Here is a 25,688-nt window from a genome sequence, read left to right on the forward strand (position 1 = left end):
TCCTAATCATTGTCAATTTTTGTCGCCAACGTTAAATCAATTTCATGCAATTCCCCATTTTCTGGAACTTTCCCAGACCACCAAACGGCCCGATATCCCAGAGCCCCATTTGAAACACTTTCAACTTTAAGTAACAGGCTAAATTTTCCATTTTGATACTCCTTTGGCAAAGTAGCAGCCAATCCAACTTCACTAAATAACATTTCCGTCTTTTCCTGACTAGCTAAAGCATTCAAATAGTAAAAGTAACCATCTTCTCCTAATTTCCAATAAGAGCTTGGTTCAAGAATAATTTCTTGGCCAACTCTTGAAGGCAAAACCCGTTCTACCGTCTCTCCAGCAACGTTCACTTTAATACTTGGCTGAACCATCACCCTAATAAATTGCGTTAATGTGCCAGTGTTAGTAAATGTAACTTCTTTTTTTATCATTTGATTAGGTTGAACCGTCTCAGGCTCATCAAAAACTTCATCAATTTTGCTCTCTAAATTTCCAATTTGAAAAAGATTATTCTTTTCTTCTCTAATCATCCCAGCAGCATAAACTACTATTCCACCAATCAATAGACATAGTCCCAGCATCATCACTAGTAACATCAGATAAGGAGGCTTTTTATGTTTTTTCCTGTTTCTCATTCACACACCTCCTAATGAAGCTTTCCGTTATACAATGATGCAACAGGACCAGACAGTTGCCAGTCATCCAACAACTGCTTGCTAATATCATGTCCATCCATTACTGGAACCAACTGATATAAAGCCCCCTTATATTCGTTGGGAATTGTTTCTGCTAAAGAGACACTTGTTAATAAAGGAATCGTACTATCACCAGGCTGTAATACCTCAGAATAATAAAAATAGCCAGATTCATAATACCAATAGTCTTGAAGGTTACTATGAGGTGGATTAGTTGAATCATAGATAGCTGACTCATTAAAATGCAACGTAAGATAAGCCAAGCCTTCCGTAGAAGGCGTTCCCTTATACTTATAAGCCGTTTCACTATTTTGCGTATCACTTAGAAAAACACTACTTGCAACAAAAAATACTCCCGAGGCATCATAGGTATTTCCCACTTTCCAAGTCGATAGTTGCTCAGCTTCGATGGGTTGACTACTGGCTTTATTGACTTTTTTTAAGCCGCCATTTCCCACCCCCTCACCATCTCGTAAATCAACTTCAAACTGTAATAAAAATTCGTACAACGAGACACGGGCAATCGCCGGTATCTGACCATTATTTTGAACTGTCACCCTTTTCTCAGTCTCTTTCCCCGGACGCCACTGTAAATCCGGTTTAAATAACTCGTCAATCAGCAAGGATAACTCCTTAACTGTCATTTGCGTGTGGTTAATGCGCTCATCACTATACGTAATCCAGGCATATGTGCTCCCCACAACTAATAACAGACTCAGTAAGAGGCAGAAAAGCATCCATAATACCTTACTGTCCAAAAAAGTGAGAAAAAGATGGTGACATTTTGAGTGAGACCGTCTAATCCTATTTCTCTTTTTAGCCATGTCACCCATCCTTCTCTACTTTTTTCTTTTTTTCCAAAGCAACAGTACGATAAGAATTAACAACAATCCGATTAATGCTTTATACATGGCGTTCTTTACTTCCTCACCAGTTTTTGGTAGTAAGCCATGCCCGTCCTGATCCTTCGGTGTTGGTTTTTCTTTGCTCACATCCGTAGTAGTTGGTCGTTTTGTCCCAATAAATGTCCACTTATACTTAAGTTCACTTTCCTCAGAATAATCCTTCACTGACAATTCCTTAGAAACCATAAAATCAACCTTTAATATCTGATCTTTTCCGTATTCACACGTCCCAATCAATAAAGGAGTCACCCTCCAATCAAAGGAGCCATCACCCAAAAGTGGACCTTGATACAACAGTTGCTCATTGAGAGTCAAACTCATCGTCACAAACTCGCTAAAATCAAGAGCCCCTGTTTGAGAAATTGGTTCAACCAATAGCCCTAATTCAAAGGGGTTTTCAATATCAAGACTGCGAATCGTAATCGTTTTTTCATACTGTTCTCCAGGTAGCACACTGGGGAGATCCACAAAATATTCGCCTTCACTTGTAGCATAAAGACCTGTATCATCCCCAATCACAACACCAACAGGGAGGGTTTCACCAACTGCCTGATACTCACTGAAAGCGGTCATGATCGATGCTAACACTATCATCCATTGAATGATTCTTAACACTTTTTTGTGCATCATAAGCCCCTTCCTTTTCTTGAGTTTTACTGAGAATAATATTAGTTTGGTGCTTGGCCAGATAAATGTTCTAAGATTTTTTTGGTATTAGGAGTCGATAGTTCATCATCACTTAGGCCCCAACCACTATCGTCCACTAAAGCTGCTTTATTTCCTTGAATTGCTTCTAATTTCACAACTAAATCATAAGTTGCATTAGTGTATTGCTGATCAATTTTATTATCAAAGACTAATTTTTCTAACAAATTTGGTGTAGTCTCGCTAGCACCAAGAGGACTTGTATAATAGAAATAACCATCTTCAATATTGTAAGCCCATTTTTTATTAACTAAAGAAGTCGGCGTAACAATGTCCGTACCATATGTAATATGAATACCGGAAATATTCAGTGCATTCTTATCCGTTTGAACACTTGATGTAGCACCTGAAGTTGTTGGATATTGTCCCACAACCGCTAATGTTCTATTTAACTTTTCTGCACCTAGATTCATAGATGCTGCTTTATAATCATAATCAACACCGTATTTAGTGCCTGCGGTTCCCAGTAGAGCTGCCTTAGCAGTCATTGCTTCCGTCGTATTACCTACTAAGGTAGAATTAGCCCAATTTGCTACTTCATACTTATAACCATTAGCATAAATTTCATACTCAAGATCAGTCGCCTCAAAAGTCCAATCACTAAAGTTAGCACCTGTATTAACAGGCTTAACTGTATGTCTCATCGCCTGATACTTACCCGTTTCGTATTCGAAGAACATGGCATAGTCAAAATCAATATGCTTTTCTCCATTCAGCGGATTTATCGTCTCTGCTCCTTTACCATAAACTTTGACATTTGCAGGCAAAACTGCTCCGCTTACTTTCACTGCAGAGGTAATATCAGCATAATCAACATTATCTACATATTTCTTGCCATCAAATTCAACTGGAATACTGTCTTCTATACTTGGCGTAGCCGCAGCTACCCAACCAGTTGTCGAAGTACTCACCACACCTTTATCAGCCAAGTGTTTTAAGACTTCCTCATAAGAGACACGAACAAAGACCGACGTCGCTCCCGCATTAGTAACCGTGACTTGTTTGTCTGTTTCAGTGCCAGGAATAATATCCGTTGGTCGCCAGATTTCCGATACCGTCACACTGCCATCTTTAATCGCCGCAGTCTTCACTCGGTTAATTCGTTGATCCTGAGAACTTATCCAAGCAAACGTTCCCGATACTGCTGCAATAATTGCTAGCGCTGCTGCGGCAGCCGCTAATTTCTTTTTCTTATTTTTCTTTGTAGACTTCATTTTCCATCCCCCTATTATTTTGGTTTATATATTCACATTTGACCTAACAAATGATCCTACCTGTTTACGCGCTACCTACTATTACGAAACAACTGAAAATCATTCAGATGAAAATAGATAAGCTTTTAATACTAAGAAAAAACCAAAAAGTGACACAACTGTTACCAAACATGCCCAAAATTCAGCACGCACAAAATCGAGAACAGCGCCAACTTTCGGAACAGCAAACAGCACTTTTCCAAAAACTCTATCCGCTTCAATCGGCGGGTCATTCGTATTATTAGCATCCCCTTTAGTAATTAAATACGAGCCGGACTCACCATTTAATTCGTTCCTTTTTTCAACAACTCGGTGAGTTAAGTAACTGCCACCATCGCCGACAGCAAATGTCACAATATCACCATTTTTCACCTGGTTCCCTTTCATTCCTCGAACGATGAGAATATCTCCAGCATAAAAACCACCTGATGGGCCGTTTGCCTGTGGTGCCATTGAATTAGACATAACCGTATAAAAACGATAGCCCAAAATTGACGCATTTGAGTTAGAACTGAAGGAAAACATCAAAGCCATTAACAAAATACCAAGCGTTATTCCATAGAAAAGTAAATTGTAGCCAAACGAAAGACATTTTTTTGAGATAGACCTCGACTCTTTTCCACGTTGCTCTTGACGAATATACTCCGCTCGCGTTTTAAGAGCCTGCTTTTTTGAAGAACGCCTCTTTCGTCGGTGCTGTTTTTCGTCTATTCTTCTTTTCGATTTATCTCTATTATTGTCATGGATCTGAGACTGACGAACCGATGGCCGTTTCTTTTTTCGTTTACGCTGTACTGCCACTCAATCTCTCCCCCTCATAATCTCTCAACATACACAAGAGACACCCAAAATTCCTTCGTAAATCGAATTTAGCAATCTAAGTCTATATACATCCCGTAAAATAATCGGAACATACAGCTCCATTGGATTATCAACATAATGACGAGCATAGAGTGGTGCTTTCAGCTTCTTTTTAGCTGAAAGTTTAACGATTGATCGTCATTATTTAATAGGAGCTATATATCTATTATAAAAACAACATTTATATGAACGAGCCTTCTCTTCAGCAATATCAATGAAATTTCAAGGAAACTTGTCGATTATTGAAAAACTGACACTAAATGAATTTTGCTCATCTAAGATTCACTTGATTTATGTCTCAAATAAGTCCATATCCCCTTGAGATTCTATGCTTTTTAAGTGACTTTTGTTCAATTTTTATGTAATCTATGAGAGAGGTGTTTTTCTCCAAACGTCGTTGTCGCCATATTTTTTTCTTGTTGCCAAAAAGAATTAACTACTTTCCTTAGTTTTTTCGATGATTGTGTCTTGTTTTAAAGAAAAACAAGACACACGAAAAAAAAGCCCTGATAATCACCAGTTCATTCACTGAACTGACGGCTTCAAGGACGGCGTTTAAGAAAAGTATGCGCATTTTATCTTTACAAAATAAGTGACCATGATTTGTAGCTTTCATGACAAATAAACGTTTATTTAACCACGATTACGAACGGATGTTTTTTGAACTTCATAGTTAAAATAAACAGATTCTTTTTGGTTGTTTTTTTTAAAAAGAGGTGATTTGTTGAATAGCTGCCTGCTTTTCAGAAAAAAATGTCGTGGTATAAACATCTAAAGTAGTTTTAATGGAACTATGACCCATTAAAGCACTAACAGCAGCGATGTTTATCCCCATTTCTACACATCTCGTGGCAAATGTATGGCGTAATGAGTGAAAGGATATGCCAGACCAGCCAAAATGCATTGTTAACTCCCTAAAATGCCGATCAACCGCTCTTGGTTCCAAAGGACGCCCTGCTATCTCCATAACATAAGAACTGGTAGACTGTAAATACTTCCTCTTTAACAGCTGCAACAACTGCCTTGATAAAGGAATCTCCCGTATCGAATGAGCTGTTTTAGGACTATTTTCGGTCAAAATAGTTCCTTTACCACATTTTTGAGTGATTCGCTGACGAGTTCTCTGAACCGATAAATAGCTATCATCAAAATTGATATCTTCCCACTTTAGGCCACAAATCTCTCCAACTCGCATACCTGTTTCTAAAGCAAGAACAATTGGAAAGCCTTTTTCAGAATCATGAGCTACTTTCATAATTTTCTGTTGTTGAGCTTGAGACAATGCTTTAGTTTTGCTGATTTCTGTCTTTGGTAATCGACACCCTTCACAAGGATTATCAACTCTAAAACGCTGTTTTTTAGCACTCTCCATCCCAGATTGAACCAACCTAAAAATTACCCGAATCGAGGAAGATGATAGTTTTGATTCAAAATTATCAACCCAGTCTTGAATGTCCTCCTGAGTTAACTTGACTAATTTTTTTTGGCCAATGTCAGGAAAGACATATGTATGAAGCTTATGATGATAGCTCGCATATGTACTGTGTTTCACCCTTGGCCCTATATGATGTTCCAACCAATATTCAAACCACTCCCTCAAGGTTCCATAGTAAGCATTAACTGACTGTTTTTCAAACTGATAGTCCGCACGTTGGCGAATAACTTCTTCTTTTACCGCTTTATATGAATCCCCATAAATATACCCATAATACAAAGTTTTATTCTCTTTCCTACCTTTAGGATATCGGCCTTCCCAACGGCCATCCTTCCGTTTATAAATATTCAACCCTCGTTTTGACATTGCAATTCACTCCTTAAATCTGACGGCGAAACTGACGGCGATTAAAAACACCCCGTAAGTCAAGCGAGATACTGTGTTAAGGGCCGATCTCCCAACGTTGGCCAAGGATTAATTAACCTAAGCTAATAAAACTACCCCTTAGTTAATAATCAATTTACAAAAGAAAAGGGCTTGACAAATAGTTTCAAAAAAACTATCCTATAAGAAGAGCCCAATGCTCTGGCAAAAATCTTGTTTTTCTTTAAAACAAGATTTTTTTTAATCTCATACACATTGGAAACTCTCTTTAATCAACCCAGTTACTTTAATCCCTATGACTCAGTATCATTACTTCAAATCGCGTCTTCCCCGTAACTAACTCCCCTATCATTCTTATAAAGATTCGTTTCAATTAATTTTACTTCTATAAACTTCATACAATTGATTTAATAAACTGCACCATCATCTCTGATATCCCCATAACAACACAACTCTAAACGTTTACAATTCATTTACGCACAATAATCACATGTTTCATATTAAGTAACACATAAATAACGATAATAATCTATTTATTCACACGACTAAAAATACTTATCAACATACCTTACTTCAAGTGAATAAACGCACATAAACACACAAACTGTAGTAACAAACAACCTTTTTATGAACTTATTCACGCAGGCTATCTTTCGAAAAACGACCTTATCGTAAATAACATTAAAATAACCAATTGAATTTTATTGTATAAAATTAAGCATACCTTAAGGACTTTGTAGTGTCAAGATGAGCACAGCAACAAAATGTACGCGATAATTGAAACAAACCAACAGTTAATTTTCCTTTCATTTAAGATTAAGATTCATTATTCACAAAATCCTTGCCGACCATTTCAAAGAATTTCCACTAAATTTCAGCACAAAAAAGCTCCATCCACACTCACCATTTCAAGTACAGACGAAGACGACTTATCCATATTATTTCAATTTAAACTCTGAAATAGGCCAAACAGTCAGCACTATTTCCTTTTTTATCTCAGACCTTGCTATCATACCAAAGCTCTCACTTCGACTATCCAGGGAAATAATCCGATTATCCCCCATCACAAAATACTGTCCCTCAGGAACCACAAGACTAAAATCACTTGTAAAACAACGAGCTTCCTCCGCTCTTTGTTGATAATCAGTATGACCCGCATACACTTTCTTTAGTTTATCTTGATAAAATTCAATCTGATATGGCAAAAGAAAGGTTTCATTAATGATTTTACCATCAACCCTTAATTCATCCTCAACCATGTCAATCTGTTCTCCTGGTAACCCAATAATTCGTTTTAAATAATTAGTATCGGAAACATCCCCTTTCTGTATCATAACCACATCAAACCTTGAAATTTGAGAATAGTTAACCCCGACTAACCGTTGTTGATCAACATAAGCAGGAGCCATTGAATCACCGAAAACCGTGATGATTTCCCAATAAAAAATCCTTGATAAGATCAGTAGGAGTAAGCGCAGTAAGAAACCATACCTTCTTTTGATGTATTCCCTCACTCTCACCACCATGCCTCCTCCCTGATCTTTCGTGCTCATAACATTAACAGAAACCCAATAAAATTATTAAGCATATGAGCAAAAATTGACGCTTCGATTCGCTGCGTTTTATAATAAATACCGCCTAATCCCAGTGCCATCACAAAATACAAGATAAAACTTTCTAAATTAGTTGGCGAATGAGCCAACGTAAACGCAATCGCACAAACAAAAAAGCCAACTAAAGGTAACTTTCTAAAAACAACAGAAAAAATCCCACGATACATAATCTCCTCAGTAATCGGCGCAACAATCACAATCGAGATAAACATGGTAATCTTAGAAGACCGAATAAAAATCCCTTCCAAAGCACTTTGATTCGCAGTAGTAAACTCTGGTTGAAAATACATGACCAACTGTTCCAATGCCAATGAAGCCGCCACTAAGATCACGCCATAACTAATTATTTGAATAATTTCCTTTCTGGCAAAAGGGCTATGAGAAAAAAATGCAACATTTTTTCTCTTAAATAACCATAAAATTCCCAATAAAATCAATATTTGCACTAAATTAATGAACCAAGGATAACTCATTTCGTCCATAATTTTTTGAGCCATCTCATTCGGATCAACCGTTAATAACTCCTCATTGTATACCAACACTTTCTTCATCATTTGTGGCACCATCACAATCACTTGCCCCAACAGATTCAACACGAAATACAAACACAATAAAAAGACAGCATAACCAGTTGATATTTGCGTTTCTTTTTCTTCGATTTTAATTTGTTCCTGTAATAACATACGTCACTTCCTATTATTAATTAGTCTTCCCACTGATATTTCTACAGACCGATCTATCGAGAACCGCACTATCAACTCAATTGATGTGTTTTTCAAAATGCTGATAATCCTTTGGTGTAGTCCAATCGCCTCCCCACTCATAACCACGATCCATAAATAGCTGATAAATCAGATCCCCAGGAGCAATCATCATCTGAGCAATTTCTTTATCAAATTGTGACTTGTCTCGTTCTCGATAACTACTAGCATTGGCTGGTAAAACAAGTTCTTCTCTGACATACGGATTGATTAACGGATTAATATCAATTGCCAAACCATAGGAATGATAAGAAACCTCAGCACTGCCTTCAATCGGACGATGGCAAAAAGCCGACGTATTATTGTGGCTCATGGACAACTCATCATCTGCTTGATATTTTTCCACTAAGGAGATTTCTTCTATCGGATACTTTTCTTCGAATAAGTGACTAAAAATTTCCACCATATCTTGCGCAAGATACTGATTGACAATCAGTTCACCTGTTTGATTTTTCCCCTTGAGATCAATATACAAGACATTCACTAGCCTTAGCTCTGTATAATCAACAGGCGTCCCCTCTCGATAACTGTACCCCGATATTTTCTGAATCATCTCGTCTGATAGTACTTGATAGGTAAATCCTTCCTGAAAAACAACTTCTTCTTTTCCCAAATATTGAAGAATTGGACTTACCAGCTGTAGCGACTGTCCCGCAACTAAGGCCTCAGGGACGACTTCCTGATTCCATTCCTTTAATTTCTCCTCAGTCACATTAAATTTTCTAGCAATCTTGCTAAATGTATCCCCCGCAACAACCTCATACGCATCAAAATGAGGCTCTTTCTCTTTTATCAGTGGCGACTCTTTCGACTTTTCATTGTTAGTGATAACTATCTCTGGTGCTTTCTCTTTACAACCTGATAACATCAGTAACACTAATACGACACTGAGTAATAATCTTCGTACACTCATCCTCTTACCCCACTCATTCTGGCCAAACTGCTAGTTTATCCTTTTTAATCATCCAATATACTCATTCAAACCGCATCAATACAAGGAGTAATATTACTAGCTTCACATTATAGAAGCAATACTATCAAACCTTCATAATGCCCTTAGCGACCTTTGTCGCAAATCGAAAAAATCATTTTTTTTACTTTCCTCTTATGAGTAAATACATCATATCAAAAAGAAAACACAACAAAAACTCGTTTATCGAACGAATGCCATATTTTTTTTCGATTCTAATATCTATCAAAAAAATGCAGCAATTTGACTCACATGATTAAATCATTTATATTCGTTGAAACTCAATATGGTACATCATTTATTGAAAAGATTAACAGCGTAAGTCAACGATAATAATCCTAGGAATGATTCCACTGGGAAATTGCATAACCATTCATGACAGATAGAACTATAGCGAAAATAGAGTAAGAGGATTTCCCTTTTACTCTATTTCTTCACTAATCATTAATATTCATAAAACTTGATTACTTATCAGGTGTTTTCACCATATCCCAATTATCCTTATCATTCCAAATCGCTTTTTTAAGATTGGAATCCTTATCGATGTATGTCACTTCGATTTTATTTCGCGCTTCATTCAAAGGAATATCCAAAATCTTAGTCGCAGTGACTGGACTTCTTGGCTTAACATCGTATTCTTTATACAAGTCGCCATCAATGTACACTTTAAAGGCCTCAATATTTGAATAGTAGACATGGAGTTTGTCATCAACCATTGACAGGTAGACAGACGTTGAAATATTTGGTTTCACATAAATCGTCAACCAAAACTCTGGGCTAGTCGCACTATTGATTTCAATCTTGCCACCTACCATATCCTTTTCAAGATGCTCTACTTTATCAGTAGTTAAGAGATGGCCCACCAGCTGATAAAAACCTAAGTTTAGTGGTGTAACATTCAACATCTCACCACCGCTGTCTAGCAACATTTCACTAGAGGTAAAGCCTACCGAGCTACCATCAGTACCTGACTCAATCTTTTTATTCAAAGTATGAGCTTGACTGTTGATCCTAATAGATCCCTGTTTCGGTAGCTCAACATTGCCATCAGGTTCCACTATGATCTGCCGCATGTTGATCGCCGTAGCTTTTCGGCGATAAATCAACTTACCTTGCTGCAGAGTATTGCTGATAATATAATTCAATTCATGAACTGAATCATCCAAATTAGTCAATCTCAGAAAATCATGTAAATCAATTTCCTTAGGTACTACGATTTGTTTACTACCTATTTTCAGCTTTTGGTCCAGCAAAATATCTCCATCTTCCAACCGAAGACCTTTTTCATCATAAGCTAGTAATGACACCAACTGTGGAATATCGTCTTCCCAACCAATATCTTTCACTTTGTCTTCATTGAAAACGAGTTTAATACTACCAGCCTGATTAGCTATATCTTTTTCCGTAATAACTACTATCAAAGAATTTAGGAATTTCTTAATGGTTGCCAAATCATTATTACCAGTCATTTCAAAAATAATAGTCTGATGTTGTGACGTTGGTGTCCCTGTTGATTTAGTCCACTGGGCTGGCAAAGTTAAACTATCAAAGTTTTTAATCTCAGCCGTATTTGGAATCTTAACTTCAACAGAAGCCATTTTATTGTCAGTGAAATTAGTTAATGTCAAATCAACAATTTTGGCTTCATCTTTTGTACGCTCAACTTCAAAATCAACATATTGAATCAAGTCACCAATTACACTACTGGTTACTTGACCAATATTATTGGCACGATCAACTGCTAAAACATGTAAATATTTCTTAGAGCCCTTTGGAGCTGGGATAGCAAAAGATGCTTCTGTAGGATAAGTTACCGCATCATTATCTGGAGCTACATAGGCATGAAATTTACTTTTATCAATTCTTCCAAAATTATCTTTGTACCCTTCGACCGTGGTTCTCAAAGTTGAAGTTGCTGAATCTGATATTTCATAAAAATAACCAGCCGTGTTACTAGTAATGGTTTCTTTCACAATATCAGATTTTTTAACACCACTATTTTTCGTATCCGCCGTAACATACCACTGATATTCTTTCCCATTATCTTTTGCATCAGTACGCACAACTAACGAATTAACATTCCCAGCTGTAATTTGAGGAACATTCGGCTTATCTGGTGCCTTATCATCAATCACCGTATAATCATTGGCAAAGGTATCTAGTGACACTTGAGCCACATTATATAGGGTGTTTGCAATAATTTTTCGTTCATCCATTGTAGACTGACCATTACTGTGACCCGTTTGGATTAATCCTAGGTTGTTTTTCGTAATTAAATAAAAATTAGCATTATGAGCACCTTTGTCAATATTCCAAGTGTAAGGCGCTTTAAATTCCAACCATTTTGTTGCTTCAGTTGAACTAGAGAGGGCCTGTCCCCAAGAGTGGGTAAGTGGAACTGTAAACTCCAAGTTATTTTGTAACTCAAAAGGATATTTCATCAAATAACCATTATTAGTGATTTTTACCTTCGTACTGCCCACTCGATAACTACTTTGTAAACCTAATTCAACTCCTAAATCATTTTTAAATGTATTAAACCAAGGGTGAGTCGGTCCATTAGCTGCGCCGTTATGAGTCGATCCAGTGATCGTATCGTGTCCAAAAAGAACGCCTCTTCCAGAATCAACAAAAGCTCTCATATCTTTAGCACTCCACTGAACAAGATCCTTTTGGTCGTTCCAGTCCCAGGTTCCAAACATTACCACATCATAAATCCAGTCACCTTTACCATTATTGCTTTTTAAGGTTTCGATAGGCTTACTATTAAAATCAGAAAGTTTAACTGGCGTTACTTGAATCAGATTTTCACCATTGACATCTTTCAAATTCAAGCTATCCATCCAAGTTTTCAAGGTATTTGGTCCCGGAGCTTTTGCATTATTAACGTGGGGATAGACATTTAATACCTTAATTTTCTTCCCGTAATTCATCGACCTACCTTCCCAAGTTGAACCACCGTCAGCAGATTGATACAATTGATACCCTTCTCGACTCAAATCAGAAACAGCGTCCCATTTTAAAGCCGCATAATTTTTTTTGCTGGGAACATCCCATTTATTATCAGCTGTTAATCTGAAATCCCGCTTTTGAACAACAGTTGACCCTTTGATTTGTCCAGTGAAATTACGATAAAGGATTGCTCCTACCAATAGACTAATAGCCGTAATCATCACAATTCCAAACGTTTTGACTTTGTTTCTCTTATGACTATTCTTATTCTGTTTCCGCCTTTTTCTTCCCACTTCCTTCACCTCTTTCATTAATATCCAACTACTTGCTTTCCTCTGTCTCCGCTCCACCGCTTAAAACTTTACCCGTTTCATAATGTGAGAGATAGTACATTGCCACATTAATCGTCGCAGAATAGCCATAACTGCCTTCACCAGAAGCGTCAGGATTATGACGATAGGCTGTATGAAGGACCTTAGTAAATCGTCCATCGTTCTCCAACTTATCCACAAACGTCAACAGATCAAGTTCTGTGTCTGCAACAACATCAAAACTGAAAGTCATACGTCTCAATTGACTTTCAGCACCCGTTTCCACTCCTTCTTCTGCCACCGGAAAAGCACCTTCATCATCAAAGTTCACATGTAGTAAGGAGACACTATTTTTAGTCGCCAACTCTTGAAAATACTCTGACATTCCCATGCCATTGGATATTTTCGGCTCATCCTTGACCATTGTTGTTTCCAACAATGCGGGTAACTGTTTTAATTCCTGAAGCTCGTTTTCTTTCTTACTTATATCTCCAGATAATGTAACTACTTGCTTTCTTAATTCACCGATCTTTGCTGATTTTGGCTGAATCAGTATCCCCCAAAACAACAGGGTTAAGCCAATTAAGACCACTGCTATTACAGCTGAAATAATTATGTGTTTACGAGAAAAAAACACTTTAGTCATTTGCTTTTGCCTCCAATCGAGAAACCATAGGGATATCTGCTTTTTTTAGACGAACGACATAATCAGATTCTGCGTAATCAGCTTCCTTGGAGACTGAAATCGGCTTACAATCATAGACCCACTCTAACCGTTCGATGGCTTCCATAAAAGCAGGACCGGCTTTATAAAAATCACCTCTTGCACGAATCATGATAACCGGCAAGAGCTCTGAGCCATCCTCTCCTAAATTTCCCTCTCCCTGTTCATCGCCTTCAACTAACGCAACCTCATAAGACATCAACACCAGATTTGCCTTACTCGCCGTCTGACTAAAAGCTTTCAAAATAGGCATCATCAAAGGTTGTCCTTCTTTTAAGAGTGTGACAAAACCTTGTAACTCAACCAATTGGGATTGCTCCAGCTCTGTCACTTGCTTTTCCACGGTAATCTTTTCCATTTTTTTATTGTTTACCTCACTGGTATAACTTGCCACTCTTAATTGATTAATTAAAAAAAGCGAAATTAATAAAAATATAATTGCCGCAAAAGCAATTGCTGTAATAAACAAGATAACTTCCATTGCTCTATTTTTTATAAACTTATCTGGTAATAAATTAATGTTCATCCCTTAAACCTCTTTCATCGATAATCCTGCTGCTAATAAAAAGCGCTCAGGTATCGTTCCCTGTTTATCTTTTAAGGGGGAGCTTAACGCTTTGACTGATAGTTCATTCCGCTTTTGAATGATCTCTTCCACTTGTCGACTTAACAACGGATGTTCTCCCACTAAATAAACCTGAGATAACTCATGTCCTGGTGAAATCTCCGTTTCAAAATAATCGATAATCCCCTGAACCGTTATTGCAAAACCCTCTAACGCCTCTAATTCAACGGCATTCGCAAATTCAGCCTTAACCTTGCCTTCCTTTTCCAAGTATTTCCAGTTCACCTGATTGTAATTTTCGTGTTGAACATAGACGGGAACATTCTTTTCAAAAATAGTAATCGTAGCCGTCCCAGCATTTAGTTCAACCATCATAAAGTTTTGTGACCAGTTGATTCTTTTCTGGAAAATACGTCCATAAGCCAATGCACTACAATCCACTCCGATTAACTGCCCACCACTTTTTTGAATCCCATCACCGATTTTTTCTAAAAAGGGTTCTGAAGTCACAATCACCGAAACATTCCCATCAATAAACATCTGATTCTTTTTCACTTGGATTTTTTTGACTTTTTTCTCTTTGCGATTCTTCTTATCCTTTTGTCGCTTAGTTTCACCATGGTCATAAACCAACAAATCAAAGATCGGCTGCTCAAAAGGTAGAGGAATTGATTCACCCAACTCAAAAAACAAATATTCACGGACTTCTTTTTCGGATTTTAAGTGCTGGACTGGTACTTGTCGAATCAACAACTTGGAACTTGGGGCACTAATGACCACTTCCGAATTTTTAACCCGAGCTTTCCGGTAAATATCTTTTAGGACATTGATAAACTGTTCCGAATTCCGAAGCTTATCCCCTTTAAAAAAAGAGCCATTGTTGACGAATTCGCCGTATACCCATTTACCATTTTTTTTTACACAGTAACGCATCACATTTTTTTGAATGTCAATGCCAATACCATGATGCGAGATCTTTTTAAACATTTTTTCCCCTACCTTCACTTTATCTAGTAAACAACTCTATTAACAGTTCAAAATCTACTATTGAAACATGGTAAACAATGATCGTACCAATGGCAATAAAGGGGCCAAAAGGCACTTGTTTTTGACTGGTTCTCTTAATCAAAAAGATCACGATATAATAGATCAGTGCTACTAACGAGGCCACAAATAAGACAAACAAGACTTGAAGTGGCCCAATAAAAATGCCTAAGACCGCAAATAACTTAATATCGCCCCCACCCATGGACTGATCCTTCACCATAGTCAATAAAAACAGTGGTAAAAACCCAACTAAAAAGCCCGCAAAAGAGTACCACCAGTAGTCGTTTTGAGGGATAAGCAAACGCTCAACCAGCGCTAAAATAAAAAACGGCAACAACACTTTATTCGGAATAACTTGATACTCCAGATCTGAAACGGTGATGATCAACAACAATGACATCATCGTAAAACTAACAATTGTCTCTGGTGTCAGCTGTAATAACACAGCTGACATCACAAACAGTACCCCTGAAATAACCTCAAAGACAGGTGAAAAAACACCTATCTTTGAAGAACAGTAGTGGCATTTCCCTTTTAATAGTAAGTAGGAAATACCAGGAATCAACTGCCAGGCCTTTAACTGATGATGGCAAGCATCACAGTGTGAACGACCTGACAGCGTCTCCCCCTTAGGTACACGATAGCCTACCACCATGAAAAAGGAGCCTAGACACATTCCTATGATAAAAATATAGAGATACATGACTATTTCTGGAACATAAACTCCAAATATATTCATAAAAACTTCCTTTCCATTAATTAAGTGGAGTTACCTACAATTACTATTCTGACAATGGCAGGTAGTATTAACCAAAAGCAGCACTACGAGCAAGATCTAGAACCTGATTTTGAGTAAGGCTACCAACCTGAGTGTCTGCCCCAATATCCTTTGTGGAAATCGCTGTTCCTGCTTTCAGTGCCCCTTTAGGAATAAACAAGCTAAGCTGCCCATCTTTTACGTAGAATTTAACACTTGCATATTTAGCAGTATCCCAATTATTAGTCTGAGGTTCAAAATGCTTGGCATCAACAACTGCCTTAAATGTAAAACTCCCTGAAGTTTGTGCTGCTTTAGCTCCCTCAGTACTAGCTAGATACAGCTTAGCAGCTTGATAAGCATTCTTAACTTCTGAAATAGTGGCGTCTTCTCTAGAATTTTGAATTACTTGTCCGATCGCCATAGCCCCTATTCCCAAAATAATGGCTAAAATCACTACAGTAGCCAAGAGCTCGATCATTGTTAAACCACGTTCATCTGCTAAAATAGCGTTTAAACGATTTTCTTTCTTTCCTTGTAAAGTTACAACATTTGTCATTCCTTCATCCTCCTAAAATTAAAACAAAATATATATATTAGCTAGAAGTCTAGTTTTCTAGTTAATAACCTTATTAGTAGTGAACACTACCCCTGAATGGCCCCATACATCGCAAACATAGGCAACATTATCGCTGCCACAATAAAGCCTACAATCCCGCATATTAAAACAATAACCAGTGGTTCAATGATAGTCTTAATTCGCTTAGACGATTCATCTACTTCTCTCTCAAAAATGAGGCTTAGTTTTTCCAACATGTCTTCCAAAGAGCCCGTATTTTCGCCAACCTTTACCATTTGAGTCGCTAACAAAGGAACCGCGAAATTGCTTGAAAACACTTGACTAATCCGTCCACCTTGAGACACTTCAGCTTCACATTCTTGCACCATTTGTTTGATGTACGTATTTTTCACGACTTCTTTACTCATATCCAAAGCTTTGACCATCGGAACTGAACTGGTGAGTAAAGATGATAAGGTGGTTAAAAAAACCGAGAAATTACTTTTTTGGATCAACTCACCAAAACCTGGTAACTTCAACATAAACAAATCATATTTCAATCGAAAGGCCATATTACGCTTGGCGAAAAACACCCCCACACACACTCCAATAATCACAATCACTACGGGGATTCCTTTAGTTTGTAAAAACATACTGATTTTCATTGTCACTTTGGTAATACCCGGTAGCTCTGCATCAAATCCCTCAAAAACTGTGACAAACATTGGCACAATTGACACCATCAAAAAAATTCCGACACCAATCGAAGCGATCAACATCATAATCGGATAAATCATCGCCGTAATGATACTACTGCGATTGGCAGACGCTTTTTCATAATAATCAGCCATCTTCTTCAAGTTCGTCTCCAAAGAACCAGAAACCTCTGCCACCGCAATCACATTAGTTAATAGCAGTGGAAACGCATTAGGGTGTTTCTTAAAACTGTCAGACAGGGTGGAACCCCCTTCTAAATCTTGGGTCACTTCGAAAAGAATCTTCTTAAAGTTTTTGTCTCGCTGTTGCTCTTCCAACATTTTCGACGCATCTAATACGGTAATCCCCGCATTGATTAAGGTTGAAAACTGCTGGAGATAGCCAACTAATAACTTTTGATTGACTTGGGAAAACAGACTGATTTCCTTATTGGCAAAGGTTTCCTCTTGCTCAATAACAGACAGGGGTTTAATTCGCTTTTTCTTTAACAGGTTACTGGCTTCCAAGACAGAGCTGGCTTGAATGGTACCCTTAGACAGTTCGCCTGTGTATTTTTTTCCTTGATACGCAAACGTCGCCATTAGACACTACTCCCATCCTCTAAAATACTCGACGCCACATCGGCATCGACCCGTCCCGCATTGGACAGTTGGGAGACGGAGGTGCTCATGGTATGCATCCCCTCGTCTTTCCCCATCAATAACATGTTGGTAATCTGATGGGTTTTACCGGAACGAATAATACTGGCAATTCCCTTGGTGTTAACCAACATTTCTGTTGCAGCGACTCGTCCTTTGCCGTCCATCGTCGGCAGTAACCGCTGAGAGAGAATCCCCACCAAAGCCCCAGCTAACTGGGTCCGAATTTGCGACTGCTGCTCCGCCGGAAAGACATCGACAATCCGTTCGATCGTCGAAGGGGCGCTGGAAGTATGCAAGGTTCCCAATACCAAGTGCCCCGTTTCCGCGGCGGTTAAGGCAATTGAAATGGTGTCAAAGTCCCGCATTTCCCCGACTAAGATCACATCAGGATCCTGACGTAAAGCCGCTCGTAAGCCATTGGCAAAGGAGTCTGTATCACGGCCAATTTCTCTTTGAGCAATAATGCTCTTTTTATGTTTATGTAAATACTCCACCGGGTCTTCCAAGGTTAAAATATGGGTCTTTTTAGTTTCATTTAAATAATCCAACATGGCGGCTAACGTCGTCGACTTGCCTGAACCAGTGGGTCCTGTCACCAAAAACAAACCTTGATTTTTCTGAACCATTCCCCGTAAAACTTCCGGCATCCCTAAGGAAGCTAGATTGGGAATGTCAATAGGAATTTGCCGCAAGGCAATGGCCACAGTGTCCATTTGCCGAAAGACATTGACCCGAAACCGGCTGACATCTTTCAGCTCATAAGCCAAATCGACCTCGCCCATTTCCTTAAACTCCGCCCACTGCTTGTCGGTACAGAGACTTTTGCCCATGGCTTCGATCTCCGCTGTGTAAAGAGTGCTGGTCCCTTCAATGGCTTGCAGATTGCCGTGCAAGCGAAACATTGGCGGCAATCCTTCGACAACATGAATATCCGAGACCTTTTTTTTGACTGCCAGCTGTAGCCAACGGTCAATTGTTTCCCGCGGAGTGTCCCCTGACTGTATGCCAGTATTGATCCTAACTAGCTCTGAAGATTCATAAACGTCCCCGTAATTCGAACGACTTCGCCTGCGAGAATCCCGTTTTCGCGACCGACTTGTCTCACTCACTTGCTCACCTTCCTGTCTCACTATGTGTCTTCTGCGACAACTTTCAACAGCTCTTCAACTGTCGTATCGCCTGCTATAATTTTATCGATGCCATCATGGACTATAAATTTCATGTTCTGTTGTTTGACGTAGCCAAACAGCTCGTCATTAGTGGCTTGATTGGTTACCATGCGCCGCATTTCGGCGGTCATCAACATCAGTTCCTGAATGGCAATTCGTCCCTGATAGCCGGTTGAACCACACTTGGCGCAGCCTTTTCCTTTAACCAGTTCCGTGCGATACATGCCGTGTTCTTCCAGGAAAATTCGTTCCTGTTCCGTTGCCTCAACTTTGACCCGGCAACTGGTACAGACTCGTTTAACTAGCCGTTGCGCCAAGACTCCTTCCAAGGCATTGGCCACCAAAAAGCTGTCCACTTCCATGTCAATCAATCGGTTAATCGTACTGACTGAATCATTGGTATGGAGGGTTGACAGCACCAAATGCCCGGTCATTGAGGCCCGAATGGCAATTTCCGCTGTCTCTTTATCACGAATTTCCCCTACCATGACGATGTTCGGATCCTGCCGCAAAATACTGCGCAAGCCACTGGCAAAGGTTAGGCCAATACTGCTATTAACGGCTACCTGATTAATTCCTTCCAGCTGAAACTCCACCGGATCTTCAACGGTGATGATATTCACATCGGACGTATTTAACTCTTGTAAGGCCGCATAAAGGGTAGAGGACTTCCCTGATCCTGTGGGTCCTGTCACCAAGATAATCCCATGAGGTTGGGTTAAAGCGTGACGAAAGTTCTTTAGGACCAGTGGATCAAACTTAAACTCATCCAGTTTTCTAATGCCCACACTGCGGTCCAAAATCCGAATAACGATTTTCTCCCCGTGAATCGTTGGCAAAATCGAAACCCGTAAATCAACAGCTCGTCCTTCATTATTTAACATGGCTCGGCCATCTTGAGGCAGACGCGTTTCCGTAATATCTAAGGACGAGATGATTTTTATTCTGGAGGTCACCGCTTGTTGCACATTTTTCGGCAACCGTTTCAGCTCCCGCATTTCACCGTCAATCCGAATCCGAACAGCTAAATACTTTTCCTGAGGATCGAAGTGAATATCACTGGCTCGCCGGTCCACCGCCTCTTCAAGCAGGGCATTAACCGTCTTAATAACGGGCGACTCTTCATTCGCCGCGCTCGTTTGAACCAATTCCACCTGATCAAAATCCTGACCAACAAACAAATTATCAATGTTCAAGTCCGAGGGATAATCCCGCACAATTAGCTGTTGAATATCCCCTTCCTCAGCCTTGACCGGCTCAATCATTAACCCGGTAATAATCCGCAGCTCATTCAACACGGAAAAGTTTTTCGGCTGACTCATGGCCACTTCCAAACGATCCTCTTCCCGTCTGAGGGGGTAGACACTGTATTGTTTGGCAAAACTCCGGGGGATTAACTCAAGCAAGGCCTTATCAAAGGATTGACTAAACAAATCCAAGGTACTATCTACAGGGGCAACAGTCTGAGAGTGGTGTTTCTTTTTGCGGGATTTTTTCCCCTTACTTCTTGAATGCTCACGCTGACTCAAGCTATCCTCTCCTTAATAATCGATACTCTTTAAGTAATCAAAGGTCCGACTTAACATCCGCCGATCCCCTTTATTGGCCGTATTGACTGGCTCAATAATGATGACTTGCCCTTCGTCAACCGTATTGCCAAGGGCGGTCTCCAACTTGTCAGTGGTCGTGACCGTCACCCCTTTTCGTGCCAACCGTTCTTTTAACTTAGTGGCATCTTCTTTATTAAAGGGCTCTAAAATCACCTTGCCCTTTAGGCGACCGTTACTGACCGCTTCTTCCAAAAAAGCATCGTCAAATAACAACAACTCAGGCAATACCTTTAAGGACAGGTGGGACTTTTTAGCAACTTCTAAGTGAAAGGGTTCCACCCCGGTATAGCCTAAGGTCATCGAGGCTCCTTCTTTAAGAACGATCTGATTCCAGTAGTCTTCATCGTTGTAAAACTGTGAAAACTCGCGGGAGTCAGGATTGGGCGCTGGCGATTCCGTATAGGTTTTACGCCGTGACGTCTTAACAGAATCAATAAAACTGATGCCCTTAGCGGATAACTCCGTGTTCTCCCCAACCAAGGTTAGGTGAGAAGGGGCCTGTGGCTGATTGCCATTAAAGTAATCAAACTCTGGCGCAGTCGAACTGGTCGTCATTCCCACATTGGTCAACATAAAGTTACCGTCTACGTTGATTTTGCGACTATCCGTCACCGAAGAATTGATACCATTTTTATTAATGTCTCCGGCATAGAGATTACTGCTGGCCAAAACCAGTGACCCGTTGACAAACTCCTGCCAATTGGTCTTTTTAGGGTCTTGAGAAATCGGGCTAACTGCATACTGATTAAAGCTAAAACTATTGGACTCTGCTACATTCTTTATATCCAACTGTCCCTTAGCCAAAATAACTCCTTGGGTGTTCAACTTATTTTTAGGCGCATTGGTCTGGTTAATCAACAGATTACTCGTTTGAAAATCTACCACATCCAAAAGTAATTGAGAACTAGCGTGATTCAACTCAATAAAGGTGCCATTCACTGCCTTGACCGTTGCCACTTGCAGATAATTATCGCCACTAGCATCCGTGGATTGGTTACGAAGAGCCAACAAATTGCCAGCTTGGAGGAGACTACTAGTGCTCCCTTTCATTCTGGCGCCATGCTCCACTAAAAAAGAACCGGCAAAACGCAGCTGGGCAATTTTTTTATTGCCTGTGGTAAAGTCTAAGGCACTGCCATCGGTCACATCGGTAATCTGACTTTGAAATTCGCCATATAAAGGATTGCTAGTATTGGTGTAGCTGCCATAATCAAAGGGTTTAGTAAACCCCTCTTGGAATGTATAAAGCTGGTTGACTTTTTTTAACCACTGATCGGCTGACACGTGTTGCCCACTATTTGGTAAATAATAGGAGTAAAAGACATTACGCCACACGTCCATCGCTAAAATATCAGTGTTGACATCAATCGTTTCCCATTGAACTTCATAGATAAAATCTGATTTTACGGTAGACGTAAAGGTTTTATCATAGTTGGTTTCCGTCACCTTAACCGTTAAAGGAAAAGTCAATTGAACATTGATTCGCTCCCCATTTGGGTCAAGAGAGGCTTCCTGAGTCCAACCAAAGGCCCCATCACTTTTCCCTAATTGATACGGTTTGTCCATGGCCGCCGTTAACTGACTGGCTTCATACTGCAACTCATAAGAAAACTGTTCGTTATCACCAATCTTCGTCTTTTTCTGCTCAACTTTAGGCAACCAGTCTTTAACCAAATCACGAAGCTTGGTTTCATCCTTTTTTAAATCAACGGTCGTTATGGCCACAGCCAATTCTTTTTCCAAGGTCTCTTTGATTTCTTTACTGCCCTTTTGCAAGGCATACTCGGCCACATCTTTACTTTGTTTCAATTTGTCCACGCGGTCGATTTGAGAATTCGCTCGCATGGCAAATAAAAAGATCGCCCCAACAATCAAACTTGCCAAAATGATCGCCCCTAAGGCATACAGTAACGCGTAGCCTGATTCTTCCTTTACCTTACCACCTGCCATTTCCTGGGACATCTCCTTTCGCTTTTTGATCGTCTCGATAGCTGTAAACAAACTTGCGACTGTATTTCACCTTGTTACTATTTTCCGCTAACAGTTTTTCCAACTGCCATGTACCCGTTGACTTGTCGTAATATTTAGAAAATTCAATCTCTTCTTTGTAAAATAAGACAATGCCGCTAGTTTGGATCGAAAATGAATCACGGTAGTTTCCTGTCCCATAGTGGGTTTTACGCTCATCGTTCTCATTTTTTTGTTGCAACACCTTGATCTTAATTCCTGCTTCTTTTATTTGATAGGTATCGGCTTTTGTATTATCGTTGTCATTAATGTCTGTCACATAAATCTTATTGGCTCCTGAAGCGTATTTATCGTCTGCGCTAGGATTACTAGCATCGGCTCCCGTTTTAACAATGTGGATGTCCTTCCACTTATCAGGTGCTGTAAACTTGCCATAATACTGAGCGTCTTGATAAATACCAGGTGTTTTGCTGATGCTTTCAATTTGTGACACCATTAAATTGGCCGTCTGTTGAAACTCAACCTGTTGGCCTTGAACAGTCGACGCTTTAGAGATACTAAACAGAACACTGGATAAGAGAATCGCCACTAGCCCAAAAATCGCCAAGGCGCCTAACAATTCAATTAAACTTAAGCCTCGTTCATCTTTTAAGATCTTCATTGTCATCGCCTCCCTAAGCCTCCACTACCCAGTTCATGACAGTTGACGTCAACAAGGTGCCGGTTTTTTTATCATAGACTTTAATCACCAAATCCAACCCTTCCCGTCGCGGGTTATAAGACATCAATTCCTTGCCCGTTCCTGCATCGTCTCGCTTAACTGTCACATCGACTAAAAAGTCAGTGGCCTCGCCGCCTCGGTTGCGGTATTCGCCAATGTAAAGCTGATTGTCGGCCGAACGCAAGCTTTCAGGTAAAAAAGTCGCTTGATCTTTGTAATACTTAACCTTCTGAACAAAGCTTCCTCGATTGGCCGCCGTCTCCACTTTCACTTCGCCGTATTTACTACTGCCTGACGCGAGTTGAATACCACTATCATCTAAAATTAGGTGTTCTCGACGACTTTTTTGTTCAGGGGTCAGTGTTTTGGCGGTTTGAGTCAACACATAGCTATTAAGGCTAACCAAGTCATCCATTTGCCCTTTGTAAGACAACCACTCTTTAATGTCTTGACGCACGAAAACAGCTTCCTCTTTGCGCTTATTTAATTGAATGGCCAAGCTGTTTTGATGAATCAGGGTGGCCAGCAACATAAAACAGGAGCCTAATAAAATCACCGCCGCAATGATTTCAATCAACGAAAACCCTGCCTCTTCTTTTACCCGCTGATAGGCTCGCCTGCGCCACGTCTTTTTGTTTTGCCTTCCCACATTATCCCTCCTAATTCACTGGTACAATCTGTATCAAATTACTATAATTAAGTGAACGTTCATTGCCAGTAATAAGTCCTCTTTGATTTTTTTCTAACAAATCTTTTTAGTGACATTTTCAAGAAAGTCAGCTATGCTGTTTTATAGGCTCCCTTTTTGTTGAACAACGGGAATCACCTACATATGATTAACTGTCAAGCTGGGTCCTCTTTTATGTAAAAACAAGACTTAGCCTAGTTTTCAAGCGAGGAAACAACCAGATGGCTATCCCCTGACGGTTAGGTTGACGGTTCTCAACATGCCTTGCCTTGTGCTAAAAGGAACAGACCACCCCGTTTAAAATGATCTATTTATGAACAAAAACAAAAAAAGAGAGCATTGATTGTCAATGCCATTTTAAAAAGTGGTGACTTGTTTGATCGCCGCTGCTTTTTCAGAGAAAAAGGTGGTCGTGTAGATATCCAAGGTCGTCTTAATCGAGCTATGTCCCATCAGACTGCTGATGGCGGCAATGTTAACTCCTGACTCAACACACCTAGTAGCGAAGGTATGTCGTAAGGAATGGAAGGAAATATCCGTCCAGCCAAAGCCCTTAACTAACTTGTGAAACTGACGACCAATGATCCGTGGTTCTAGCGGCAAACCAGCTTGATGAATCACGTAGTCGCAGTTGTCCCTGCCTTTTCTAACCTGTAGCGCCTTAACCAGTGACTCTGACAAGGGAATCACCCGTTGAGAATAAAGGGTTTTTGGCAAACTTTCAATTAGTTCTGTCCCACTGTCATCTTTCTTTAAAATTCGTTGACGGGTTCGTTGGACCACTAAAAAGTGCTCATCAAAATCAATGTCTTGCCATTTTAAGCCACAAATTTCGCCAATTCTCATGCCTGTTTCCAGTGCCAGTAAGATCGGAAACCCTTGGTCTGAGGCCTTGGCCCGACTGGTTAGCTGACGTTGCTGTGACGTGGTTAACGCCTTGGCCTGACTGGCCATCACTTTCGGCAATTGACAGCCCTTGACCGGGGTTGTCGACTCGTAAATGAGCGGCTTCTGCCGCCTCCAATCCGGAATTAACCAGACGAAAGATCACGCGAATCGAAGAAGCTGATAGCCTCTCTTGTAGATGCTGGAGCCAGTTCTGCAAGTCTTCCTGGGTTAGTTTAACCAGTGGTTTGTTGCCCAGATCAGGAAACAAATAGGTGGTTAGTTTATGTTGATAACTGACATACGTACTTTGTTTGACTTTTGGGGCGATCTGTTGGACTAGCCAGCGTTCAAACCAGTCCTTAACACTGCCTTTATACTGATACAATGACTTATTTTCAAAGGAAAAAGCGGCCCGTAAACGAATAATCTGGTCTTTTACTTCCTTATAAGACTCGCCATAGACGTATCCGTAATACAATGTTTGATTTTCTTTACGGCCTTTTGGGTAGCGTCCTTCCCAACGACCGTCCTTGCGTTTATAAATATTTAGTCCGCGTTTTGACATAGTGACCTCCTAATAATTGACGGCTGAAATGACGGCTGAAAAAAACAAGCAATCAACTGGCTGTATCTGGGTGTTTTCTCTCTGTTTCTTGTTTTTAAATGCCACTTAACATAAAGACGTCTAATAGATTTTATTTTTATAAAGTTAACTTATGAAAGAAAAAGGGTTGACAAATAGTGCAATAACTCTTATTCTATAATTAAGAAGCAATCGTTATTTATGAG

Annotated in this window: 22 protein-coding genes and 1 pseudogene; all 23 read right to left on the bottom strand. The window is 39.7% G+C overall.

The window, feature by feature from the left end:
• Nucleotides 1-2: 2 nt before the first annotated feature.
• Nucleotides 3-635, bottom strand: a complete 633-nt coding sequence (locus tag I6N95_RS17325; protein WP_209530309.1) for a hypothetical protein — start codon at nucleotides 633-635, stop codon at nucleotides 3-5.
• Nucleotides 636-646: 11 nt separating this feature from the next.
• Nucleotides 647-1,519 carry a BsaA family SipW-dependent biofilm matrix protein gene (locus I6N95_RS17330; RefSeq protein ID WP_245249631.1) on the bottom strand — a complete coding sequence of 291 codons (873 nt, stop codon included), beginning with the start codon at nucleotides 1,517-1,519 and terminating at the stop codon, nucleotides 647-649.
• A gap of 15 nt (nucleotides 1,520-1,534) precedes the next feature.
• Entirely contained in the window at nucleotides 1,535-2,227 is a 693-nt protein-coding gene (locus I6N95_RS17335; protein WP_488225871.1) for an LPXTG cell wall anchor domain-containing protein, read from the bottom strand.
• Nucleotides 2,228-2,268: 41 nt separating this feature from the next.
• Nucleotides 2,269-3,519 (bottom strand): hypothetical protein, encoded by a 1,251-nt coding sequence (locus tag I6N95_RS17340; RefSeq protein WP_209530312.1) that lies wholly within the window; start codon nucleotides 3,517-3,519, stop codon nucleotides 2,269-2,271.
• Nucleotides 3,520-3,618: 99 nt separating this feature from the next.
• Nucleotides 3,619-4,359 (bottom strand): signal peptidase I, encoded by a 741-nt coding sequence (locus I6N95_RS17345; protein WP_209530315.1) that lies wholly within the window; start codon nucleotides 4,357-4,359, stop codon nucleotides 3,619-3,621.
• A gap of 766 nt (nucleotides 4,360-5,125) precedes the next feature.
• Nucleotides 5,126-6,220: a tyrosine-type recombinase/integrase gene (locus I6N95_RS17350; protein ID WP_209530317.1), complete on the bottom strand. Its 1,095-nt coding sequence runs from the start codon at nucleotides 6,218-6,220 to the stop codon at nucleotides 5,126-5,128.
• A gap of 956 nt (nucleotides 6,221-7,176) precedes the next feature.
• Entirely contained in the window at nucleotides 7,177-7,758 is a 582-nt protein-coding gene (lepB, locus tag I6N95_RS17355) for a signal peptidase I (RefSeq protein WP_209530319.1), read from the bottom strand.
• 29 nt (nucleotides 7,759-7,787) lie between these two features.
• On the bottom strand, nucleotides 7,788-8,534 hold the full coding sequence (locus I6N95_RS17360) for a CPBP family intramembrane glutamic endopeptidase (RefSeq protein ID WP_209530320.1): 747 nt from the start codon (nucleotides 8,532-8,534) through the stop codon (nucleotides 7,788-7,790).
• A 76-nt stretch (nucleotides 8,535-8,610) separates the two neighbouring features.
• Nucleotides 8,611-9,525 carry a M15 family metallopeptidase gene (locus tag I6N95_RS17365; RefSeq protein WP_209530322.1) on the bottom strand — a complete coding sequence of 305 codons (915 nt, stop codon included), beginning with the start codon at nucleotides 9,523-9,525 and terminating at the stop codon, nucleotides 8,611-8,613.
• Between the two features lie 521 nt (nucleotides 9,526-10,046).
• Complete coding sequence (locus I6N95_RS17370) at nucleotides 10,047-12,827, bottom strand: DUF5057 domain-containing protein (RefSeq protein WP_209530324.1); 2,781 nt, start codon at nucleotides 12,825-12,827, stop codon at nucleotides 10,047-10,049.
• 28 nt (nucleotides 12,828-12,855) lie between these two features.
• Complete coding sequence (locus tag I6N95_RS17375; protein ID WP_209530326.1) at nucleotides 12,856-13,491, bottom strand: hypothetical protein; 636 nt, start codon at nucleotides 13,489-13,491, stop codon at nucleotides 12,856-12,858.
• On the bottom strand, nucleotides 13,484-14,095 hold the full coding sequence (locus I6N95_RS17380) for a hypothetical protein (RefSeq protein ID WP_209530328.1): 612 nt from the start codon (nucleotides 14,093-14,095) through the stop codon (nucleotides 13,484-13,486). Before I6N95_RS17380 ends, I6N95_RS17375 begins: the two co-directional genes overlap by 8 nt.
• A 3-nt stretch (nucleotides 14,096-14,098) precedes the next feature.
• On the bottom strand, nucleotides 14,099-15,121 hold the full coding sequence (pilM, locus tag I6N95_RS17385) for a type IV pilus biogenesis protein PilM (RefSeq protein WP_209530330.1): 1,023 nt from the start codon (nucleotides 15,119-15,121) through the stop codon (nucleotides 14,099-14,101).
• Between the two features lie 19 nt (nucleotides 15,122-15,140).
• The gene (locus I6N95_RS17390; RefSeq protein ID WP_209530332.1) at nucleotides 15,141-15,920 is read right to left on the bottom strand and encodes a prepilin peptidase; all 780 of its coding nucleotides are present in this window, start codon (nucleotides 15,918-15,920) and stop codon (nucleotides 15,141-15,143) included.
• 67 nt (nucleotides 15,921-15,987) lie between these two features.
• Nucleotides 15,988-16,497 (bottom strand): pilus assembly FimT family protein, encoded by a 510-nt coding sequence (locus I6N95_RS17395; RefSeq protein WP_209530334.1) that lies wholly within the window; start codon nucleotides 16,495-16,497, stop codon nucleotides 15,988-15,990.
• 86 nt (nucleotides 16,498-16,583) lie between these two features.
• Nucleotides 16,584-17,795 (bottom strand): type II secretion system F family protein, encoded by a 1,212-nt coding sequence (locus I6N95_RS17400; RefSeq protein ID WP_209530336.1) that lies wholly within the window; start codon nucleotides 17,793-17,795, stop codon nucleotides 16,584-16,586.
• The gene (locus I6N95_RS17405; RefSeq protein WP_209530338.1) at nucleotides 17,795-18,964 is read right to left on the bottom strand and encodes a type IV pilus twitching motility protein PilT; all 1,170 of its coding nucleotides are present in this window, start codon (nucleotides 18,962-18,964) and stop codon (nucleotides 17,795-17,797) included. Before I6N95_RS17405 ends, I6N95_RS17400 begins: the two co-directional genes overlap by 1 nt.
• A 20-nt stretch (nucleotides 18,965-18,984) precedes the next feature.
• Nucleotides 18,985-20,553 carry a GspE/PulE family protein gene (locus tag I6N95_RS17410; protein ID WP_245249636.1) on the bottom strand — a complete coding sequence of 523 codons (1,569 nt, stop codon included), beginning with the start codon at nucleotides 20,551-20,553 and terminating at the stop codon, nucleotides 18,985-18,987.
• A 12-nt stretch (nucleotides 20,554-20,565) separates the two neighbouring features.
• Entirely contained in the window at nucleotides 20,566-22,584 is a 2,019-nt protein-coding gene (locus I6N95_RS17415) for a hypothetical protein (protein ID WP_209530340.1), read from the bottom strand.
• Nucleotides 22,571-23,263 (bottom strand): PulJ/GspJ family protein, encoded by a 693-nt coding sequence (locus I6N95_RS17420; protein ID WP_209530342.1) that lies wholly within the window; start codon nucleotides 23,261-23,263, stop codon nucleotides 22,571-22,573. The genes I6N95_RS17415 and I6N95_RS17420 overlap by 14 nt, the downstream gene beginning before the upstream one ends.
• A 13-nt stretch (nucleotides 23,264-23,276) precedes the next feature.
• Nucleotides 23,277-23,972, bottom strand: a complete 696-nt coding sequence (locus I6N95_RS17425) for a prepilin-type cleavage/methylation protein (RefSeq protein ID WP_209530344.1) — start codon at nucleotides 23,970-23,972, stop codon at nucleotides 23,277-23,279.
• 396 nt (nucleotides 23,973-24,368) lie between these two features.
• Nucleotides 24,369-24,965: a site-specific integrase gene (locus tag I6N95_RS17430; RefSeq protein WP_245249649.1), complete on the bottom strand. Its 597-nt coding sequence runs from the start codon at nucleotides 24,963-24,965 to the stop codon at nucleotides 24,369-24,371.
• A 139-nt stretch (nucleotides 24,966-25,104) separates the two neighbouring features.
• Nucleotides 25,105-25,464: pseudogene (locus I6N95_RS27855) on the bottom strand (tyrosine-type recombinase/integrase); the annotation flags it as partial.
• Nucleotides 25,465-25,688 lie beyond the last annotated feature (224 nt).

Origin of the sequence: Vagococcus allomyrinae (assembly GCF_017829975.1) — a bacterium.
Classification (GTDB): domain Bacteria; phylum Bacillota; class Bacilli; order Lactobacillales; family Vagococcaceae; genus Vagococcus_D; species Vagococcus_D allomyrinae.

What these genes read in the sequence shown, in the direction of transcription:
- I6N95_RS17365 (WP_209530322.1), bottom strand. Translation starts at nt 9,525, where the DNA reads ATGAGTGTACGAAGATTATTACTCAGTGTCGTATTAGTGTTACTGATG.
- I6N95_RS17395 (WP_209530334.1), bottom strand. Translation starts at nt 16,497, where the DNA reads ATGACAAATGTTGTAACTTTACAAGGAAAGAAAGAAAATCGTTTAAAC.
- I6N95_RS17390 (WP_209530332.1), bottom strand. Translation starts at nt 15,920, where the DNA reads ATGAATATATTTGGAGTTTATGTTCCAGAAATAGTCATGTATCTCTAT.
- I6N95_RS17400 (WP_209530336.1), bottom strand. Translation starts at nt 17,795, where the DNA reads ATGGCGACGTTTGCGTATCAAGGAAAAAAATACACAGGCGAACTGTCT.
- I6N95_RS17430 (WP_245249649.1), bottom strand. Translation starts at nt 24,965, where the DNA reads ATGGCCAGTCAGGCCAAGGCGTTAACCACGTCACAGCAACGTCAGCTA.
- I6N95_RS17340 (WP_209530312.1), bottom strand. Translation starts at nt 3,519, where the DNA reads ATGAAGTCTACAAAGAAAAATAAGAAAAAGAAATTAGCGGCTGCCGCA.
- I6N95_RS17375 (WP_209530326.1), bottom strand. Translation starts at nt 13,491, where the DNA reads ATGACTAAAGTGTTTTTTTCTCGTAAACACATAATTATTTCAGCTGTA.
- I6N95_RS17350 (WP_209530317.1), bottom strand. Translation starts at nt 6,220, where the DNA reads ATGTCAAAACGAGGGTTGAATATTTATAAACGGAAGGATGGCCGTTGG.
- I6N95_RS17380 (WP_209530328.1), bottom strand. Translation starts at nt 14,095, where the DNA reads ATGAACATTAATTTATTACCAGATAAGTTTATAAAAAATAGAGCAATG.
- pilM (WP_209530330.1), bottom strand. Translation starts at nt 15,121, where the DNA reads ATGTTTAAAAAGATCTCGCATCATGGTATTGGCATTGACATTCAAAAA.
- I6N95_RS17415 (WP_209530340.1), bottom strand. Translation starts at nt 22,584, where the DNA reads ATGGCAGGTGGTAAGGTAAAGGAAGAATCAGGCTACGCGTTACTGTAT.
- I6N95_RS17420 (WP_209530342.1), bottom strand. Translation starts at nt 23,263, where the DNA reads ATGAAGATCTTAAAAGATGAACGAGGCTTAAGTTTAATTGAATTGTTA.
- I6N95_RS17330 (WP_245249631.1), bottom strand. Translation starts at nt 1,519, where the DNA reads ATGGCTAAAAAGAGAAATAGGATTAGACGGTCTCACTCAAAATGTCAC.
- I6N95_RS17335 (WP_488225871.1), bottom strand. Translation starts at nt 2,227, where the DNA reads ATGCACAAAAAAGTGTTAAGAATCATTCAATGGATGATAGTGTTAGCA.
- I6N95_RS17360 (WP_209530320.1), bottom strand. Translation starts at nt 8,534, where the DNA reads ATGTTATTACAGGAACAAATTAAAATCGAAGAAAAAGAAACGCAAATA.
- I6N95_RS17325 (WP_209530309.1), bottom strand. Translation starts at nt 635, where the DNA reads ATGAGAAACAGGAAAAAACATAAAAAGCCTCCTTATCTGATGTTACTA.